Source organism: Alteromonas sp. McT4-15 (assembly GCF_020515205.1).
Taxonomy (GTDB): domain Bacteria; phylum Pseudomonadota; class Gammaproteobacteria; order Enterobacterales; family Alteromonadaceae; genus Alteromonas.
The window spans coordinates 87944-107647 of sequence record NZ_JAJALG010000002.1 but is presented as its reverse complement, the minus strand read 5'-3'; the positions used below and the strand labels follow the sequence as shown (position 1 = coordinate 107647).

The following is a 19704-nucleotide window of genomic DNA, read 5'->3' as shown; positions in this document are numbered from 1 at the left end:
CGATTTTATAAGCCCATTTGGTGGCATTTAGGTTATGCTATTGCACAAAAGTAATAGCATGACCCTACAAGAACAGGATTGAGGTTCACAATGAGCGAAATTAAAACGCAATTGGTGGTACTGGGCGGCGGCCCTGGCGGTTATTCAGCAGCATTCCGTGCGGCTGACTTAGGTATTGAAACAGTTATCGTAGACTCTCGTGACACACTTGGTGGCGTTTGTCTTAATGTTGGCTGTATCCCTTCAAAAGCCCTTCTTCACGTAGCGAAAGTGATGAAAGAAGCGAAGCACCTTGCAAGCCACGGTGTAACGTTTGGCGAGCCAACCATCGATCTAGACAAAATCCGCGATTATAAAGATAGCGTTGTTAAGCAATTAACTAACGGTCTTGGCGGCATGTCTAAAATGCGTAAAACCAAGCACGTGCAAGGCTTTGGTAAATTTACAGGCGCAAACACCCTTGAAGTAAAAAATGGTGACGACGTTACTACTATTACTTTTGAAAAAGCGATTATTGCTGCGGGTTCTGAGCCTGTAAGCCTGCCGTTCATCCCAGAAGATGAGCGCGTAATTGACTCAACTGGCGCACTGGAAATGAAAGACATTCCAGAGAAAATGCTAGTACTAGGCGGTGGTATCATCGGTCTAGAAATGGGTACAGTATACGAAGCGCTTGGCTCAAACATTGATGTAGTTGAATTCTTAGACCAGCTTATTCCAGCAGCTGACAAAGACATCATGAAAGTATTCATGAAGGACTACAAAGAAAAATTCAACATCATGCTAGAAACGAAAGTTACTGCAGTTGAAGCAAAAGATGACGGTCTATACGTAACATTTGAAGGCAAGAACGCACCTGCTGAGCCAGTACGTTATGACAAAGTACTTGTTGCTGTTGGTCGTAAGCCTAACGGTAAATTAGTGGGCGCAGAAGCTGCTGGCGTTAATGTTGACGATCGCGGCTTTATTAATGTTGATAAGCAAATGCGTACTAACGTTGACCACATCTTCGCAATCGGTGACCTTGTAGGTCAGCCTATGCTTGCGCACAAAGCGGTTCACGAAGGTCACGTTGCAGCAGAAGTTATTGCTGGACAGAAGCACTACTTCGACCCACGTGCAATTCCTTCAGTTGCATACACTGAGCCAGAAGTAGCTTGGGTTGGTTTAACTGAGAAAGAAGCGAAAGAGCAGGGCGTAAGCTACGAAACAGCGGTATTCCCATGGGCAGCCTCTGGTCGTGCAATTGCATCTGATGCAACTAACGGTATGACCAAGATGATCTTCGACAAAGACACGGGTCGCGTTATCGGTGGTGCAATGGTAGGTACCAACGCGGGTGAAATGCTTGGTGAGATTGGCCTAGCCATTGAAATGGGGGCGGATGCTGAAGATGTAGCATTAACTATCCACGCTCACCCAACGCTGAACGAATCTATCGGTCTTGCGTCTGAAATCTTCGAAGGAAGCATTACAGACTTGCCAAATCCGAAAGCGAAGAAAAAGAAGTAAACGTCTTTTTCGCTAATTAATGAAAACCCGCTCAACGAGCGGGTTTTTTGTATCTTGCATTTTTACAGCTCTGTGCTTTTCCTTTCTTTCGCTTAAGTTCTAACATAAAAAATTTCTTATTTGTTGGTTTTTTATACTAAAGGGTGATTTACGTTATTGAACGATTAATTAAAATACGCGCCTCTTAAGTTATCCCATTTTATACTCAACATACATAAAAGGTTTTAATGCAAAGTACTCCACCATCTCGTTTGTCATCTCCGGCTTCATTTTCTAAACACGGTGAATATGCCATTGAACTCAACGGCTGCGTTATAAAGGCAGAATTGAAAGGTATTGCAACGCAAAAAATGCTGCAGCAATATCACGACGATGTTCTCATGCTGACAGGGAATCTTGATGGTGCGCAATGGGGCTTCATCGGCTCAATTTTTGGGACCGGTGTATTAACACCAGAAGCGGAAGAGTGGCTTGTAGTGTCTATAAAGCGCCGTATGGAACTTGGCATGCTTGCAAGTGTGGTAATTGCAGAAAGGGCAAAAGTGCCAGCCTTAGTGGTTAGGCAGTTTGAGCGGGTATTCCAGCAGGCGGGAATAAAGTACTTGTTCTGTAGTAGTGAGCAGGAAGGGCTAGATTGGCTTTCTTCACTGGGATGTAAAGCCAACTAACCCTGTTACTTGTTTTGTTATTGCATGTTTAAGCAATCACTTTTTCTTTAATTTTTTGGTTGGCTGCAACTTCTTCAGTGTCAAACTCTTGCGTTTTAAGATGCGCTGGCGTGAATTCGTTGCAGTCCATATTACGCTGCTCCATAAAGCGCTTAACGGTTTTTTCGCAATACGCTTTACGGCAACATTGAGACAGCAACATTTCGTGACGCTGTACCCATTCGCGTATAAATTTTACTACCAAACCTCGAAGCCATTGTAATCCTGCATCTTGGTCTTGACGCTTGTGCCACATAACAGACAGTGGTGAACTTACAATTTCAATTGGCGTTTCAAAAACCGCAAGTTCACCAGAAAATATCTCTCGCTCCATTACAAGTGATGGTGCAACACAAATGAGGTTACTTTCTTTTAGCAGAGGCGTTGCGTTGTAAAACTGATTAACCGACATAGCTACGCGGCGTTTTAACCCTAAGTTAGCCAATACTTGATCGGTAGGGCCTGTCACATCGCCTGTCACAGAAACCAATAGATGATCAGCGGCCACAAACTCTTCTAACGTAAGCTGACTTTTCGCCAATGGGTGATCTGGGCGCATAACCACAACCCAGCTGGGATCAAGTACATGTTCGGCGCGTATAACTGAATCTGGCTCTTGGTATTTGGAAAACGTTAGCTCAGCTTCTGCGTCTTTAAGTATTTTGTCCGTTTCCATGTCGTAATTAGGAATAGCGTGAATATTGATACCTGGCGCTTCGTTTTCGATAACTTGGCGAAGTGGTCCCCACACCATAGAAACAATACTGTCTGTCGCGGCAATTCTAAATGTACGCTTGGCCGTTGCAGGGTTGAAGTCTGTCGGGTTTACCGCAACTTCAAGTTCACCCAACGGGCCTTGAATTTGGCTCCATAAGTTTTTGGCAAATGAAGTGGGTTGAATACCGCGTCCGTCTTTAACAAATAATTCGTCTTTCCATGCAGTTCGCATACGTGACAGGGCATTTGATACTGCCGGCTGAGTCATTGACAGCCTATCTGCGGCGCGGGTAATAGCACCTTCTGTCATTATCGCATCGAATATCATTAGTAAGTTTAAGTCATGTGGACGCATAATCGTCTCCGGTCTTTAGACGCTTCTTGCGATAATCATTTAGCCAAAAAGGAGGAAGCGCTGCGTAAACGCGCCGTAAACCCATCCTTGGGGGCTCCGCTACCGCATCCTTGCGGTAGAGGGTTTACTCCGCGCTTCCACCTCTTTGTCTCTCGACTATCGCAAAAAGCGTCAATTGTTTTTTATGTACCCAAAGGTACAAGTGAACTACTTCGCATTGACAACGTGTGTCGTCTCGCTTTGTATCTACAGGCCTTGTTATTTCGCCTGAAGTAAGGTGAAGTTACTCCGCGCTTTCACCTCTTTGTTTCTCGACTATCGCAAAAAGCGTCAATTGCTTTTTATGTACCCGAAGGTACAAGTGAACTACTTCGCATTGACAACGTGTGTCATCTCGCTTTGTATCTACAGGCCTTTTTAATTCGCCTGAAGTAAGGTGAAGTTACTCCGCGCTTTTACCTCTTTGCCCCTCGACTATCGCAAAAAGCGTCAGTTGCTTTTTATGTACCAAAAGGTGCAAGCGAATTACTTCGCATTGACAACGTGTGTCATCTCGCTTTGAATCCACAGGCCAAAAAGTTCCGCCTTAATTTTGGTGAACCGTACTTCGGTACACACATTTACTTTTCAGTTTTCGAAAAATATATCGATGTCATAGCAATGACATAGTTTAGTTATAGGTTATAGCTAAATGCATTTATTTTCCAAATGAATGCGATGAGTGACAGTGTTACACTGCGCCGCTGCAGCCCGCTAATTTCATAAGTTCTCGCTTTCTAAGCAGTTATTTGCGTGATAAAGGTGAAACCACCTTTTATACGTTCAAACTTTGTTCACTAGATTCTCAATATATAACATTGTGTGATGTGTTGCATATAAAAAGATAATTATTTTTATTGTTTGGCGTGGTCCATAATGCATTCCATCAAACTTTAGTCGAATTTAAGAGAGAATCTTGCAATGAAAACTTTTACCCGTTTATTGGCTGTTTTAAGCCTTACTGCGCTAGTCGCTGCATGCGGTGGTGACGAGCAGGATCCTAGTCAATCTATGCAGGCAAATGCTGGCGTACCTGTGGATGTAGCAGCAGTTGTCACGCAACGTCTTACCGAATGGGACAATTTCACTGGTCGCTTGGAATCGCCACAAATTGTAGCGCTTCGTCCTCGTGTTTCAGGTTACATCGATTTTGTCGCATTTAAAGAAGGCGAATATGTTGAGCAAGGGCAAACACTGTTCCTTATTGATAATCGCACTTTTAAAGCAGAAGTCGCTCGCTTGACTGCACAGCTTGAAGAATCGAAAAGTCGACTAGAGCTTGCCGAGCAGAACTATAAACGCGCCTACAAACTGCGTAAGACGCAAGCTGTATCTGAAGAAGTGCTTGATGCCCGTTTAGCAGAAAAAAACCAAGCGCTAGCTAGCCTTAATCAAACTCAAGCCGCTCTTGAAGTAGCGCGCTTAAACCGAGGTTTTGCACGCGTTGAGGCACCTATCTCAGGCCGCATTTCTCGCGCTAATATTACTGAAGGTAATTTTGTAACGGCGGGTCAAACGGAACTTACTCGTATCGTGTCAACAGACCGTCTATATGCATACTTTGACATCGACGAGCAAACCTACCTTAATTATGTATCAAGTAGCAATGCCACGTCTGTAAACGACAAGCCAGTTGCGCTGCGCTTAGCCAATGAGTCTGATTATCAGCATTGGGGCCAAATTGACTTTATCGATAACCAAGTGAATGGCAGTACAGGTACTTTACGCGTTCGCGCGGTGTTCAATAACGAAAAAGGTCGCTTGATCCCTGGTTTGTTTGCCCACCTTAAACTCGCTGGAAGTACAGACGAGCAGGGCATCCTTATTAAAGAAAAGGCCATTGGTACCGACTTGAATAACAAGTATGTGCTTGTGGTAAATGAAGAAAACAAAGTGGAATACCGTGCGGTTACACTGGGTGACAAAGTTGGCAGCATGCGCATTATCAAAAGTGGGCTTGCCGCTAGCGACACCATAGTAGTAGACGGATTACAACGCGTACGTCCAGGGGCGCCAGTGTCGGCGAACGAAGTACCTATGGGTGACCAAGATGCACTTGCGAGCTTGCAGGATTGGCAGTCTCAGGTAGATAACGTAACAGAAGTAACCAACATGGCGCATTACGAGGACGTACTGTCTGGTGGTTCAGTGGTATCTAGCACTGTAACAGTAGGTCTTAAGTAATGAACATCTCGCAATTCTTTATTAGCCGCCCGATTTTTGCGGGCGTGCTATCACTACTCATTTTTATTGGCGGTGCCATTGCAGTATGGCAGCTGCCCATTACAGAATATCCAGAAGTTGTTCCGCCAACGGTAGTGGTAACAGCCAACTATCCGGGCGCAAACCCAGAGGTAATAGCCGAAACCGTCGCGACACCACTTGAGCAAGAAATTAACGGCGTTGAAAACATGTTGTACATGTCTTCACAAGCAACCAGCGATGGCCGCATGACATTAACTATCACGTTTGCTATCGATACAGACCCGGATGAAGCTACCACGCTGGTCCAAAACCGTGTGAATCGTGCTACTCCACGTTTGCCACAAGAAGTGCAGCGTTTAGGTGTGGTTACTGAAAAGTCATCGCCTGACCTTACCATGGTGGTTCACCTAACCTCGCCAGATAACCGCTACGACATGCTTTATCTGTCGAACTATGCCGATCAGTTTGTAAAAGACGAGCTGGCACGCATTGACGGGGTAGGGCAAGTACGCCTGTTTGGTGCTGGCGAGTTCAGCATGCGTGTGTGGCTAGACCCTAACAAACTTGCAGCGTTGCAAATGAACCCTGGCGATGTAGTAGCGGCAATTGCCGATCAAAACCAGCAAGCGGCTGCGGGCAGCCTTGGTGCACAGCCAACGGGTACTAGCGAATTTCAGCTTCTAATTAACGTACGCGGTCGCCTTAAAGACGAATCTGAATTTGAAAATATCATCGTTAAAACCGGTGACAATGGCGAGATTACGCGCCTTAAAGATGTAGCTCGTATTGAACTAGGTTCAGAGTTTTATTCACTTCGTTCATTGATTAACAATAACCCGGCAGCGGCTTTACCTATTTTCCAAGCGCCAGGTTCAAATGCTATTCAAATTTCAGACGATGTGCGTTCGCGTATGGCTGAGTTATCACAGTTATTCCCAGAAGGCCTAGAATACGAAATTGCTTACGATCCTACCGTGTTTGTGCGTGGCTCAATTGAAGCAGTAATTAGCACATTACTTGAAGCGGTATTGCTTGTTGTTCTTGTGGTAGTACTTTTCCTTCAAACATGGCGTGCATCTATAATTCCATTGGTTGCAGTTCCAATTTCGTTGGTGGGTACCTTTGCATTTATGCAGTTGATGGGCTTCTCACTTAACGCCTTGTCATTGTTTGGCTTAGTACTCGCCATCGGTATTGTTGTTGATGACGCCATTGTAGTTGTTGAGAACGTCGAGCGTAATATTTCTGAAGGCAAAACCCCATTTGATGCCACGGTACAGGCAATGAAAGAGGTAACTGGGCCTATTATTGCGACAACACTTGTACTTGCTGCAGTGTTTGTACCGACCGCCTTTATGAGTGGCTTAACGGGGCAGTTCTATAAGCAGTTTGCACTGACTATCACTATTTCAACGGTAATCTCAGCAATTAACTCGTTAACGCTTAGCCCTGCCTTGTCTGCACTATTGCTGAAGCCTCACGGTCAAGCTAACGACTGGCTTACCCGAGTAATGGATAAAGTGTTTGGTCGTTTCATATTCGCGCCTTTTAACCGTTTCTTTGACCGAGGTTCTAAGAAGTACACTGGTGCTGTGGGCGGTCTTATCCGTAAAAGCAGCGTCATTATGGTGCTTTACGCTGGGTTGCTTGGCCTAACTTATTTCCAGTTCGCCAATACACCCACTGGTTATGTACCGCCACAAGACAAGCAGTACCTGGTCGCGTTTGCTCAGCTACCTAATGCCGCCAGCTTAGATAGAACTGAAGAAGTTATTCGAGAGATGTCACGTATTGCCATGGAACACCCTGGCGTTGAAGATGCCATTGCATTTCCGGGGCTAAACATTAACGGCTTCACCAATAGCCCAAGTTCAGGTGTTTTATTCGCTACCTTGACCGACTTTGACAAGCGTACAAGTCCTGAATTATCGGGTGGCGCCATTGCTGCTCAGCTAAACCAAAACTTTGGCTCTATTAAAGGTGCATTTGTGGCTATCTTCCCACCACCACCAGTAATGGGGTTAGGGACAATTGGCGGGTTCCGTTTGCAGGTGGAAGACAGAGGCAATCTTGGTTTTGAAGAGCTAGAGCGCGTCACACAAGAAGTGATTGGCAAAGCATGGGCACATCCTGCGCTTACCGATGCTTTCACCAGCTTTACGGTTGCTGTACCTCAACTTGACGTAGATGTAGACCGTGAAAAGGCCGTAAGCCAAGGCGTGAATATCGATACCTTGTTCACCACTATGCAGGCTTACTTGGGCTCACTGTATGTTAATGATTTCAATTTGTTTGGTCGCACGTACCAAGTGAATGTGCAGGCCGATGCGCAGTATCGTCAAGATATTGAAGATATTACGCAATTTAAAATCAGAAATGCACAAGGTGAAATGATTCCCCTAGGTTCATTTTTAAATATCGAGCACAGCGCAGGTCCAGACCGTGTTATGCACTATAACGGCTATATCACGGCAGAAATCAATGGTGCGCCGGCGCCGGGTTATTCATCTGACCAAGCGAAAGCCGCTATTGAAGAAATTTTGGCGGAAACACTGCCATTAGGCATGACTTACGAGTGGACTGAATTAACGTATCAGCAAATTCTTGCAGGTAACGCATCAGCCTTCGTATTCCCACTCGTGGTGTTGTTGGTGTTCCTTGTGCTTGCAGCACAATATGAAAGCTTGCGTCTGCCATTGGCTATCATTTTGATTGTACCAATGACATTGCTGAGCGCGTTAATAGGTGTGCAAGTTTACGGTGGTGATAACAACATCTTCACTCAAATTGGATTGATTGTACTGGTCGGCCTTGCCACTAAGAACGCCATTCTTATTGTCGAGTTTGCTAAAGAGCTGCAAGACAAGGGTATGGATGCGCTGTCTGCTATTAAAGAAGCGAGCCGTTTACGTTTACGTCCTATTTTGATGACTTCAATAGCATTCATCATGGGCGTATTGCCAATGGTTATCTCTACTGGCGCAGGCGCTGAAATGCGTCAGGCGATGGGGGTAGCAGTATTCTCAGGCATGATAGGCGTAACCTTCTTCGGGTTAATCCTGACCCCAGTCTTTTACTATTTGCTAAAGCGCAACGGTTAACTCTCCCGTCTACCCAAGCGTTGCCCTCTTAAGGGGCTCTTTAGGCCACTCACTTGAGTGGCCTTTTTTTTGCCTTAATTCGCCTCAACTAGCCTTATTTACACAATAAAAAGGGTGCTATTGTTGATTAAACTTGGATAAGTATTAAATGTATTAGGGAGTTAATCGTGAAAGTAGGTGCAGCAAGTATTATTGCAATAGGAATGATTGTCGCGTTAAGCGTACTTGGTCTTCAGGTATCAGGCGCGATGAATGATATGCAGACGTGGGACAGAGTCGTCACTGTTAAAGGCCTTTCTGAAAAAGAATACATTGCCGATCAGGTAATTTGGCCCATTCAGTTTGTTGATGCGGGTAACGACTTACCTCTACTGTACGATCAAATCGAAAAGAACAGTGCCAAGGTATCACAGTTTTTACAAACCAAGGGAATCTCAAGCGAAAGCATCACCATTGGGAAGCCAGAAATCACCGACAAGCTAGCACAACAATACGGCGGTTCTGACAGAGTGCCATTTCGTTACAGTGCTATTCAGACCGTCACGGTATTTTCTGAAGACGTGGAAAAAGTCAGACTGTTGATGCAACAAATTGGAGAATTGATCAAAACGGGAATTGTGTTATCTGATCAAAGTTATCGCGCCCAACCAGACTATGTATTTACGCGTTTAAACGAAGTTAAACCGGAAATGATTGAAGAGGCAACACTCAATGCTCGAGAGGTCGCTGAGAAATTCGCAAAAGACTCGCAAAGTACGTTAGGAAAAATCAAGCGGGCGAATCAGGGGCGGTTTACTATCAGTAGCCGAGATAGCCATCACCCTCATATCAAAAAGGTAAGAGTAGTCTCAACCATTGACTATACGCTCATCGATTAGCGCTAGGCGTGCTATGCTATTAAAAACCAACACGTAAACAGTGCCTTCATTTAGGTACTGTTTATTGTTGTTTGACGGGCATTGCAATGAAGCTATCACTCAGTGGAAGCTTGGTAACCCTGTATTTCGCGTATCGATAAACGAGTGTGTCGCATGTCAGAACAATCACCACAGTCTCAGCAGCTGGAATTTTTTGAAATTCCTAGTCCCTGTATTGGTGTATGTGAGTCTGGGCCGAGAGGGTTTTGTAAAGGTTGCTTTCGAAGTCGAGACGAGCGCCTGTATTGGCTTAAGGTGGACGATGCTACCAAACGCCAAATAATCAGTGCGTGTGCTAGACGAAAACGCGCGGTACTTGCAAGGGCCAGAAAACAAGGTGAATCAAGTTCAACTGATGAACTAGCCCAGTATAATTTATTCGGTGAGCCATAAATACGTAATACGTGTTTAAGGGTAGGGTCAACCAAATGATAGATGTATAATGTCATTGTATTGGCAAGTAACCTAAGTGAGAGTAATTAGATGTCGATAGAAAAGTACGTTGCATTTGCGGCGAAATCTTTTGCGCTACCTGATATATGTGTGCGATTACGCGCAGTACTAGATGATCCGCGCTCTACCGCGGATGATTTAGGCAACCTTATTGGTGTTGATCCTTCCTTAACAGCTAAAGTGTTGCGCCTTGCTAACAGTTCACTTTTTCGTTTTCCCTCTCAGATAGATTCCGTTTCAAAAGCAATCAATGTGATTGGCGGAGAGGCGCTCTACAATATTGTTGTTGCAGAAACTGCAGGTACTGCCTTTAAACACTTCGAAACCAAATACGTGAGTATTGATAAACATTGGTACTCTTCGGTGTATTGCGGCATGGTGGCAAAGAGCCTTGCCATGCGACTGAATATTCGTGGTGCAGATCGCTTTTTTGTTATGGGTATGCTGCAAAACTTAAGTGAGTTAGTGGTGGCAAAGCGTGCTCCGAAGCGCTATGTCGCTTACCTAGACAGTAAAAGCAATGGATTACCAGATGAAGGGCAACGTGCGCATTTTGGTTTTACGTTTGCACACTGCAGCGGTATCATATTGCAAAATTGGAACTTACCCCTTGGTCTTTCTCAGCCCGTTACGCACATGAACGACGGTGATCATCAAGCCTCTGATATCGATGTTGGTGTCCTTGCGCTGGCAAATAAAATTACAATTAGCCAGTTAGAACAAGAAATGTATGGTGATATTGAACTTTTTACTTCAGAGATAGCCAATACAGTAAGTCTAGATATGGAACTGGTTAGAATATCTGCGGAGTACGCGGAAATTGAAACTGCAAAAGTGGTATCTCTAATTCAGTGAGCAAATAAAATCAGAATTATAATGCTAGCGTCAAACCGCTAGCATGCTCTTCCAGCGGATGGACGTAAGCAAGCGCCAACATAGGCGTAATATAAAACGAAGCTCGACGTGTATCTCAATATGTTTAATAAAAAATTTATACCGCGCTTAGTAGTGTGTTTAGTTAGTTTTTGCCCCGTTTTTTCACTTCAGGCCAAAGACCTTATCCAAACGCTTTATCACGCTGACTTTACCCCAGATACTGACGATGAAATTCCGCGTTTTTCTTTGGACGGCGAATTAGGCGTCCTGCTTAACTCTGGTAATACGTCCGCAGCGAGTATAAAAGCCGCAGTTAATGCTGACCATGAAACTCAGCAATGGAGTAGTCTTTATTTCGCTGAGCTGCTTTACAAAGAGTCGGGCACAGCAACAACAAACCGAGAGGTGAGCGCTCAGCGGTTTTATACCAGTGCCCAATTTGACTACAAGCTGGTAGCAAACGGGCGACGTCTGTTCATGTACGGCGACTATGAAGACGACAAGTTTACCGGTTACGACCACCGTGCGTCTTTGGCCGCGGGGTGGTCGCAGCGCCTGTGGCGTAACGAAGATAGTGAGTTTCGTTACAGTATTGGCCCGGGCTACACATTTATACAAGCTGAGGAAGACAATGATAACTTGGTGAACGACGGTATCATTGTGCGTGCGTCAGCAGAGTATCGTTATCGCTGGAGTAGCGGAGCGAAGCTTCGTCAATTTGTGAGTACCGAAGCGGGTGAAGAGAATACCAAATCGCGCTCAGAAACCTCGCTCTCTGCCAATGTGTTTGGCTCGTTGGCCATGAAGCTTTCCTTTATTCTTAACCATGAGACAGACACCGCTGAAGACGTAGAACCACTTAGTACAGAAACGTCAGTGGCCTTGGTATATCAGTTCTTTTAATTAATTAGTGTAAATTCGTCTGATTGCTCGCAGTTTTTATGGCGATGTCATTGACGGATAGAATGAGAAATGTACACTTCGCAGCAATGTTTATAAGGCCGCGCTTAGCGCGACCTTTATGCCCTTAATACTAAAATTCGCGTTGCACCGCCTTGCAGTTCAAAAGGTTTCGTGTGTAACAAATGGAACGATAATCAATAGGATTGTTCAATGAAAAAGCACGCGCTTGCATCTTTAATCGCACTTTCACTTTCTTCAACCGCTTTTGCTCAAGATGACGAAGTTAAACCATTCACAATGGAAGGTGAGCTAGGTTTTATCTCAACAACGGGTAACACTGATACTACGTCTATCAATGCAGGTATTACCGCAAGTCAGGAGCTTGAAAACTGGAGCAATGACTATGCTATTGAAGGTTTGTACCGCCAAGAAACGGTAGAAGGTGATGATGGCGAAGACGAAGATGTAACATCAGCGCAGAAGTTCTTTGCATCTGCTCAGGGTAACTACAAATTGGAAAACCCTGACAATCGATTATTCGTGTTTGCGTCATACGAAGATGACCGTTTTAGTAACTTTAATTACCAGTCAACAATTGCAGCGGGTTGGAACCAAAAAGTGCTTCAAACTAAAAAGCACACGCTAGAATACTCAATCGGTCCGGGTTATTCATTTGTTGAAACTCAGGAAGATGAAAGTCAGAACAGTGTCATCGTTCGTGCTTCAACCATTTACTCATGGAAAATTTCAGATACGGCGAAGTTCACACAAACAGCCAGTACCGAAGTGGGTGAAGAGAACACGAAGTCACGTGCAGAATCTGCGCTTACTGCAACAATTAGCGGTAACCTTTCAATGCGCTTATCTTTCAAGCTAGATCACAACTCGCAAGTCGCAGAAGGTGTCGAGAAGCTTGATACTGAAACAGCGGTTAGCTTGGTATACAACTTCTTCTAAGCCAATAGTGGCTAATTGTTAGATATAAAAAAACGCTGCATTTGCAGCGTTTTTTGTTTAAGACGTAGTGCCCAACAATTAATGAAGAATACGGGTTTTTATCGTACCTTCAATTTGTTGCAATTCGGCCAATGCCTCATAGCCACGGTCTTCTTTTACATCAACTACCACGTAACCAATTTCAGCATTGGTTTGTAGGTATTGCGCTTCAATATTGATATCTTTCTGCGCAAATGCTTGGTTAATTTGCGTTAAAATACCAGGCTGGTTTTTGTGAACATGCAATAAACGCGAGCGTCCAGTGTGCTCTGGCAACGATACTTCAGGGAAGTTAACCGCAGATAACGTAGAGCCGTTGTCACTGTATTTGGCCAGTTTACCCGCTACTTCAATGCCGATATTCTCTTGCGCTTCTTGTGTGCTACCACCCACGTGCGGCGTTAGAATTACATTGTCGAATTTACGCAAAGGAGATTGGAATTCTTCGGTATTCGACTTAGGCTCAACAGGGAATACGTCGATAGCGGCCCCATTTAAATGGCCACTCTCAAGCGCATTTGCCAGCGCTTCAATATCTACAACCGTACCGCGAGATGCATTAATCAATATGCTGCCAGGCTTCATTTGTGCCAGTTGTTCTGCCCCAATCATATTCTGTGTTTGTGGTGTTTCTGGTACGTGAAGAGAAACCACATCTGACGTGTTAAGAAGCTTTTCAAGCGACTTAACTTGGGCTGAATTGCCCAGTACCAGTTTATCTTCAATATCGAAAAACTGAACGCGCATACCCAAATGTTCGGCAAGTATACTCAATTGCGTACCAATGTGACCATACCCAATAATACCAAGTGTTTTACCGCGTGCTTCATAAGAACCAACCGCTGTTTTTTCCCACTCGCCACGGTGCGCTTTTGCATTTTTGCTGGGCACTTGACGCAATAGAAGAATAATTTGGCCAAGTACTAATTCTGCTACAGAGCGGGTATTTGAGAACGGCGCGTTAAATACGGGAATACCTCGGCGCTGCGTTGCTTCAAGGTCAACTTGGTTTGTACCAATGCAAAAGCAACCAATGGCTACTAGCTTTTGAGCTGCTTCAACGACTTTCTCTGTAATTTGGGTACGCGAGCGAATACCAACAAAGTGGGCGTCTTTGATTTTCTCAATTAGCTCATCTTCTGGAAGCGAGGTTTTAAGAAACTCAATGTTGCTATAACCATTACTTTTAAGGGTTTCCAATGCACTTTGGTGAACGCCTTCTAGCAATAAAATTCGGATTTTATCCTTCTCTAATGAAACTTTGCTCATGAACTCGCTATCTCTCGCTGATGTAATGTGGGCAATAACTACGTTTTTGTAGGGTTGCTACCAGTATATATTCACCACTAGGGCCGCTTTATACGTTGAGTGGTCTTAACTCACTTCATTATGATAGGCGTCGTCGATTATCTTCAAGGCCATCTAGACGTCTAAACGAAAGCTATCAGAAAATAGCCAAAGATAAAAGTGGTAATTGTGCTAACACTGCACCCAGCGTGTGTGCGCAGTGTCAGCAAAAAGGCTATTTATATGTATCAACACCCGCATCGGTAGCTGAAAGGACAATGTCTGCGCCACGAAGCGCGAATATACCGTTCGTTACTACACCTGGAATATTATTGATTTTTTGTTCAAGCTCTCGTGGGTTTAAAATTTCAAGATTGTGAACATCAAGAATTACATTGCCATTGTCGGTGACCACACCTTGTCGATATTCAGGATCACCACCAAGTTTCACTAACTCTCTTGCAACGAATGAACGTGCCATCGGAATAACTTCAACAGGCAGTGGGAATTTACCCAAAACAGGCACACGTTTACTCTCGTCAACAATACACACAAACGTTGTGGCTGCACCAGCAACAATTTTTTCACGGGTTAGCGCTGCACCACCACCTTTTATCATATGCTTGTGCTCAGTCACTTCGTCAGCGCCGTCGATATACACAGAAAGGTCACTTACTTCGTTAAGTTCGAAAACTTCAATGCCCAGTGCTTTCAAGCGCTCGGTAGATGCTTCAGAGCTTGATACTGCGCCTTCTATTTGGTGTTTTATTTTGCCGAGTTCTTCAATAAAAAAGTTAACGGTTGAGCCTGTACCAACACCAACAATACTGTCTGGTTTTACGTAGGCAATAGCCGCTTTTGCCACGGCCTGTTTCTTTGCATTCTGATCCATAGGGTTACTCTCTGGGTATTTTTGCTTGCAGTGTAACCGATAAAATAACGTGAACCCACCTAAACGAGTGGATATTTTGACAAGAACTTAAAAATGAAAAACGCAGCAAAACAAATTTTGCTGCGTTGGGGAAAGGTCAATATGCCCTCGTGCTTACACCTTAGCTTCTGGCAGTCTTAATTGCATTTGTTGAGGCACTAGCTTTAATACCCAGCGACGGCAGCTATGCCAATACGCTGAAAGCAGAAGCAGTGAAGTACCAATGCACAGACCTGTGATAGCAAAGCTTGAAGACACCATGCCAAAGTCTTCCATAAGTGCTGAGAAGGTGTAAACCACATAGGTCAGGGCCGAAACCATAATGGCACGACGGTCAACGGCGATAGATATGATGGCAAGTAGCACGTACAGAGCCAAAACAATAAGCGAGATAAACAGATCGCCGCTACCTTCAAGCACGCCTAGACTTTGAAATATAGGGTGTACAATCATTGGCGCCGAAATAAGGTGCAGCCAAAATGCAACGTCTGAAGCGCGAGTTTGTCTTGCTGTGTCTTTGCTGTCCCAATACATAGCTAGGCCGAAGATCACTAATCCAAACGCCAAAATGAAGTGGTTAATGTATAGCAATGTTGCTGGGAACATATAAACAACGGTAGCAACAATACCAGCCGTTAGTGTTGCCGCTCCAGCCGCTACGGTAATGGGTACTCTAAAACGCATCCAATGAGCTATTGCACCAAAGGTAGTTAACAACCCTGAGCCTATGAACGCAATTTCTTTAACTTCAGGTCGAAATAGAATAGGAATGGCAAACAACCCAAGTAGGAATGAAAGCAGTAATGCAATTGCAGGTAGTGCCATACGACGTTTATTCACGAAGTATTCGGCAAGTATCCAAGAGCCAACAGCCAGAGCGATACCACCAAGAGGAGGTGTTACCGCAAATCCTAACCAAGCGAGCGACGCAAGTAAAAGTGCACTGGCTATCACGACAAATATATCGTTAAAACCATTTATCAAGCGGAAGTTTTCTTCATCAACAGCATGGCTATTGCGGGTGCTGTTGATGAACTGTCGAAACTGCGTTACATCCGTTTGACTAAATATGTTCTGCTTTACCGCCAGTGTGAGGTCTTCGTCTGTATACATATCCTGTTCCTTATTCTTCTATGCGGATGGTATTGTCATTAACCATTAAAGCAATTTAAACGCCAAGGTAAAAAGTTTATATAAATCAATATTATACTGGTATTTTGGTTGCGTTTTTTTTAAATTGACCACAAAGAAATGACATAACTGACGAATAGATAGCCAACCTGACCATATCATTCAGCAAGCACTAATTCGCTTGCATAAGAACCAGAACGCTAAAAATTGGGCGGCCGGCTGTTGTTAAACGTCATGTACGAGAGTGCTAGTACAATGAATCTAGTGAGGGAGTACCTTAAAAATGAAGTATTCTTGTAGGCGTTACAATTGCATCTAGCGGGATATCCCAAGGGGCGATAGGCAGTGCTGAAACTTCTTGGATATCGTGAGCTACACCAATAAGTGTTGGTTTTGTGTTTGCCAATTTTGTAAAAGCGAGTGTTCTATCATAGTAACCGCCACCCATACCCAACCGATTGCCCGCAGTGTCAAATCCAACAAGTGGCATCAAGATGAAATTTATGTTTTTTGCAGGTACTACGTCGTAGCAAGCGAGTTGGGGTTCTTTAATACGGTACTTATTTTCAATCATTTTGGTTTGCGCACTGTAACGCAAAAACAGCAGGTGTCCTTTGCATACAGGGTGCAAAACGGGCAAACAAAACGTGATATTGGGAAGTTCTCGCCAGCAATGACTGACAAAGGCTTGTAAATCAACTTCGCCATCGTTTTGAAGATACACAGCAACGTTGCAGTGTTGGTCACGAGGAAAAAGAAGCAATAATTGTGAAACCATAGCCTTCGCCGCACGCCTTTGTGCATCAGTTGCTATGGCCTTTCTTGCGGTGCGAAGCGTTTTCCTTAATGCTGCCCGTGCGTTCATATCGGTAAGCTGTAAAGAATCAACCATTGATGTTTTTAACTCAAACTACGGTTATTGATCTCGGCAAAGAAAGGTATTTAGCATGCTTACCAGTTCTTTGCTGTCTATTGGCTTAGTCAGGACTGCATCTAGCCCTTTCTTATGCAAAGCATCGGCTTCTGTGATTACATCTGCGGTAAGTGCTACAACAGGCAGTTCCGGCTTTATCGCCTTAATTTGGGCGGTGGCTTCATCACCTTGTATACCGGGTAGATTCAAATCCATAAGCACGAGATCAACAGGGTTGGATTTGACGTATTCCACGCCTTCCTCGCCAGTACTCACCAAGGCGACAGGGGTTCCCAGTTTTTCGAACAAAGTCTCGATAACAATTTGGTTTATTTCGTGATCTTCCACCACAAGTACATTAACAGTTTTATCGAACATGGCCTGCGCTACAAAGCTTTGAGGCTGGTCCTCAACAAACTGATTCGCGCTAATTTCATCAGCCGGAAGCGTAATACTTACCCTAGTGCCTTCATTGAGTTTGCTGCTTACTTTGATACTACCATCCATCAATTCAACGAGGCGCTTTGAAATATTTAAACCAAGCCCTGTGCCTTTAATTTGATAGGCATTGTCCATGCGTTCATACGCAGTAAAAAGTCGCTCTTGGTCTTCTTCACTCATGCCGATACCTTGGTCGACAACAGTGAAAATAAGACAACTATTTTTGTACTTAACCTGTGCCTTAACCGCTTTATCTCTGGGCGTATATTTTATGGCATTTGACAATATATTAAGGGCAACTTGGCCAAGCTTGGTATCGTCAAAGAAAAGTGAATCTGGAACCGACTTATCAATGTCAGTGGTAAATGTGATATTACTGTCTTGTGCACGAATAGTAGTAAGCGAAAACAAATGGGTGAAAAAATCTTTGGTGTTTACCGCTCTTGGCATAACACGCATTTTTCCTGCTTCTATTTGCTTAATGTCCAGTACCGAGTTAACAATTTCAAGCAAGCGTTCACCGCTTTTGGTGACATGAGAAAGCGGGCCGCTAAAACTCATTGGTAATTCTAGCTTTTTGGCTTCTACTTCAAGCAAATGACTAAACGTGTTTATGGCATTAAGCGGCGTTCGAATCTCGTGACTTACATAAGACAGAAAATCTGATTTAAATTGACTAGTGCGTTCCAGCTCTCGGTTTTTACGTTTTAGTTCAAGATGAGCCACCACTGACTTACTCAAGGTAAGCAACGATGCGCGCTGTTCATCGCTAAGTTCTCGCGGCTTTTGGTCAATAGCGCATAGGGTGCCGATAGCATGACCAGATGGCGTGACTAAGGGGGCGCCAGCATAAAACCGAATGTCGGGCGCGCCGGTTACCAGTGGGTTGTCGTGAAAGCGTGGATCTTGTGTAGCATCGGGAACTTCAAATATTTCCCTTTGTAAAATGGCGTGAGAGCAAAACGCTATTTCGCGTGACGTTTCTTGTGCATCAAGACCTACTCTTGATTTAAACCACTGCCTATTGGGATCGACAAGGCTAATGAGTGCAATTGGTGTTTCGCAAATTTGCGATGCCAATGCCGTCAGATCGTCGAATAGCTGCTCAGCCTCGGTATCGAGTACGTCGTAACTCAATAGTTCGGCTAATCGCTCGTTTTCATTTTCAGGGATAGGCGCAGATATCATGACGTTCTTTATTCAACCTTGAAGACAATAAAAAAGGGAGCTGATCCAACAGCTCCCTTTAACATTATCACACTGAGTTTAAAGTGCGTAAGTATCTATAAAGAATTGTTCAAGTTTCGCGTGGTCGACCTTAGTCGCCACCTTAATGGTGTTTGCTTCATTCCACAATGGGCTGGGTGTTGTGCCTTTAGGCGCTACAACCGTTTGGCCTCGATCAAGCGTACCTGTACCAACGCGAACATGGCCTTCAGTAAGCTCAAATAGCTCAGGGTTACGCAGATGCGCGATAGGGAACGCATCGTGGAAGAAACATACGCGGTCTTCACGGTTTTGCGAGTAAAAGTCCATGTAGAACTGCGCACTTTCTTGAACGAAGCTACCTAGGGTTGGGTTCTTTTCTGCAAGTACGTCTACGAACGTTGGCGCAAATGGAACATCGTTAGTCACGTCTAGACCAAACATGGTCAAATCCCAATCGGCAGCAAACACAATTTCCGCGGCGTTTGCGTCGTTCCAGATATTCGCTTCAGCAACAGGTGTAACGTTGCCTCGAACAAAGGCTGCGCCGCCCATAATGCTTACACCTTTAACCAGCTTTGGCAGTTCAGGCTCTAGGCGTAGTGCTAACGCCAAGTTGCCTAGTGGACCAATAGCTACTATGGTGATTTCACCTGGGTATTTGCGTGCCATGTCCACAATAAATTGCGCAGAGCTGCGTGGATCGAGTTCAGTTTTTGGTGCATCAGGCTTAATGTGACCGAAACCATAGTCGCCATGTACAAAGTGCGCGTAGGTTGATTCTGGGCCTACCCATGGCATGCCAACCCCTTTAGTTACGGGAATATCTTTCCCCGCCAACTCGCAAAGGGTCAGCGCGTTTTGTGCTGCCATATCAACAGGAACGTTACCGAAAACGGTCGTTAAACCAAGAACTTCAATATCTGGAGATTGAAAAGCGAAAAAAATCGCCATTGCATCATCAATACCCGGATCTGTATCTAAAATGATTTTATGTGCCATCAATTTATTCTC

At 44.5% G+C, this 19704-nt stretch carries 16 protein-coding genes; 9 read left to right on the top strand and 7 right to left on the bottom strand.

Translation table 11 applies throughout. The features are described 5' to 3' along the window. Nucleotides 1–90 precede the first annotated feature (90 nt). Both lpdA and LHL20_RS02295 read left to right on the top strand, forming a co-directional pair. The gene (gene lpdA, locus LHL20_RS02300) at nt 91–1512 is read left to right on the top strand and encodes a dihydrolipoyl dehydrogenase (protein ID WP_159626855.1); all 1422 of its coding nucleotides are present in this window, start codon (nt 91–93) and stop codon (nt 1510–1512) included. Between the two features lie 227 nt (nt 1513–1739). Beyond that, nucleotides 1740–2180 carry a hypothetical protein gene (locus LHL20_RS02295; RefSeq protein ID WP_226432100.1) on the top strand — a complete coding sequence of 147 codons (441 nt, stop codon included), beginning with the start codon at nt 1740–1742 and terminating at the stop codon, nt 2178–2180. Between the two features lie 28 nt (nt 2181–2208). Here LHL20_RS02295 and LHL20_RS02290 read toward each other — a convergent pair whose 3' ends face one another. Next, on the bottom strand, nt 2209–3291 hold the full coding sequence (locus tag LHL20_RS02290) for a LysR family transcriptional regulator (protein WP_226432099.1): 1083 nt from the start codon (nt 3289–3291) through the stop codon (nt 2209–2211). A 960-nt stretch (nt 3292–4251) separates the two neighbouring features. On the opposite strand from LHL20_RS02290, the gene LHL20_RS02285 reads away from it, so the two are divergent. From LHL20_RS02285 to LHL20_RS02255, 7 genes are all read left to right on the top strand, one after another. Next, nucleotides 4252–5514: an efflux RND transporter periplasmic adaptor subunit gene (locus LHL20_RS02285; RefSeq protein ID WP_226432098.1), complete on the top strand. Its 1263-nt coding sequence runs from the start codon at nt 4252–4254 to the stop codon at nt 5512–5514. Continuing rightward, nucleotides 5514–8636, top strand: coding sequence for an efflux RND transporter permease subunit (locus LHL20_RS02280; protein WP_226432097.1), 3123 nt, complete (start codon nt 5514–5516; stop codon nt 8634–8636). Before LHL20_RS02285 ends, LHL20_RS02280 begins: the two co-directional genes overlap by 1 nt. A gap of 167 nt (nt 8637–8803) precedes the next feature. Then, nucleotides 8804–9514: an SIMPL domain-containing protein gene (locus LHL20_RS02275; protein ID WP_226432096.1), complete on the top strand. Its 711-nt coding sequence runs from the start codon at nt 8804–8806 to the stop codon at nt 9512–9514. Between the two features lie 153 nt (nt 9515–9667). Beyond that, nucleotides 9668–9946, top strand: a complete 279-nt coding sequence (locus LHL20_RS02270) for a DUF1289 domain-containing protein (RefSeq protein WP_159626867.1) — start codon at nt 9668–9670, stop codon at nt 9944–9946. 90 nt (nt 9947–10036) lie between these two features. Next, nucleotides 10037–10861: an HDOD domain-containing protein gene (locus tag LHL20_RS02265; protein ID WP_226432095.1), complete on the top strand. Its 825-nt coding sequence runs from the start codon at nt 10037–10039 to the stop codon at nt 10859–10861. 120 nt (nt 10862–10981) lie between these two features. Beyond that, nucleotides 10982–11785 (top strand): DUF481 domain-containing protein, encoded by an 804-nt coding sequence (locus LHL20_RS02260; protein WP_226432094.1) that lies wholly within the window; start codon nt 10982–10984, stop codon nt 11783–11785. Between the two features lie 210 nt (nt 11786–11995). Beyond that, a complete protein-coding gene (locus LHL20_RS02255; protein ID WP_202262223.1) occupies nt 11996–12742 on the top strand; it encodes a DUF481 domain-containing protein in 747 nt (248 codons plus the stop codon). Nucleotides 12743–12820: 78 nt separating this feature from the next. On the opposite strand, the gene serA is transcribed toward LHL20_RS02255, so the two are convergent. The 6 genes from serA to LHL20_RS02220 form a co-directional block, all read right to left on the bottom strand. Further along, nucleotides 12821–14050, bottom strand: a complete 1230-nt coding sequence (gene serA / locus LHL20_RS02250) for a phosphoglycerate dehydrogenase (RefSeq protein ID WP_226432093.1) — start codon at nt 14048–14050, stop codon at nt 12821–12823. Between the two features lie 253 nt (nt 14051–14303). Further along, complete coding sequence (rpiA, locus tag LHL20_RS02245; RefSeq protein WP_226432092.1) at nt 14304–14960, bottom strand: ribose-5-phosphate isomerase RpiA; 657 nt, start codon at nt 14958–14960, stop codon at nt 14304–14306. Nucleotides 14961–15113: 153 nt separating this feature from the next. Continuing rightward, nucleotides 15114–16112: a hypothetical protein gene (locus tag LHL20_RS02240; protein WP_226432091.1), complete on the bottom strand. Its 999-nt coding sequence runs from the start codon at nt 16110–16112 to the stop codon at nt 15114–15116. Nucleotides 16113–16407: 295 nt separating this feature from the next. After that, nucleotides 16408–17022 (bottom strand): 5-formyltetrahydrofolate cyclo-ligase, encoded by a 615-nt coding sequence (locus tag LHL20_RS02235; RefSeq protein ID WP_226432090.1) that lies wholly within the window; start codon nt 17020–17022, stop codon nt 16408–16410. 24 nt (nt 17023–17046) lie between these two features. Then, nucleotides 17047–18672, bottom strand: a complete 1626-nt coding sequence (locus LHL20_RS02230; protein WP_319003205.1) for an ATP-binding protein — start codon at nt 18670–18672, stop codon at nt 17047–17049. A gap of 78 nt (nt 18673–18750) precedes the next feature. Then, on the bottom strand, nt 18751–19692 hold the full coding sequence (locus LHL20_RS02220) for a nucleoside hydrolase (RefSeq protein WP_226432089.1): 942 nt from the start codon (nt 19690–19692) through the stop codon (nt 18751–18753). Nucleotides 19693–19704: the final 12 nt, after the last annotated feature.

Coding starts and splice junctions, on each gene's coding strand:
- rpiA (WP_226432092.1), bottom strand. CDS start 14,960: ATGGATCAGAATGCAAAGAAACAGGCCGTGGCAAAAGCGGCTATTGCC.
- LHL20_RS02270 (WP_159626867.1), top strand. CDS start 9,668: ATGTCAGAACAATCACCACAGTCTCAGCAGCTGGAATTTTTTGAAATT.
- lpdA (WP_159626855.1), top strand. CDS start 91: ATGAGCGAAATTAAAACGCAATTGGTGGTACTGGGCGGCGGCCCTGGC.
- serA (WP_226432093.1), bottom strand. CDS start 14,050: ATGAGCAAAGTTTCATTAGAGAAGGATAAAATCCGAATTTTATTGCTA.
- LHL20_RS02290 (WP_226432099.1), bottom strand. CDS start 3,291: ATGCGTCCACATGACTTAAACTTACTAATGATATTCGATGCGATAATG.
- LHL20_RS02295 (WP_226432100.1), top strand. CDS start 1,740: ATGCAAAGTACTCCACCATCTCGTTTGTCATCTCCGGCTTCATTTTCT.
- LHL20_RS02220 (WP_226432089.1), bottom strand. CDS start 19,692: ATGGCACATAAAATCATTTTAGATACAGATCCGGGTATTGATGATGCA.
- LHL20_RS02260 (WP_226432094.1), top strand. CDS start 10,982: ATGTTTAATAAAAAATTTATACCGCGCTTAGTAGTGTGTTTAGTTAGT.
- LHL20_RS02265 (WP_226432095.1), top strand. CDS start 10,037: ATGTCGATAGAAAAGTACGTTGCATTTGCGGCGAAATCTTTTGCGCTA.
- LHL20_RS02230 (WP_319003205.1), bottom strand. CDS start 18,672: ATGATATCTGCGCCTATCCCTGAAAATGAAAACGAGCGATTAGCCGAA.
- LHL20_RS02280 (WP_226432097.1), top strand. CDS start 5,514: ATGAACATCTCGCAATTCTTTATTAGCCGCCCGATTTTTGCGGGCGTG.
- LHL20_RS02285 (WP_226432098.1), top strand. CDS start 4,252: ATGAAAACTTTTACCCGTTTATTGGCTGTTTTAAGCCTTACTGCGCTA.
- LHL20_RS02240 (WP_226432091.1), bottom strand. CDS start 16,112: ATGTATACAGACGAAGACCTCACACTGGCGGTAAAGCAGAACATATTT.
- LHL20_RS02255 (WP_202262223.1), top strand. CDS start 11,996: ATGAAAAAGCACGCGCTTGCATCTTTAATCGCACTTTCACTTTCTTCA.
- LHL20_RS02235 (WP_226432090.1), bottom strand. CDS start 17,022: ATGGTTGATTCTTTACAGCTTACCGATATGAACGCACGGGCAGCATTA.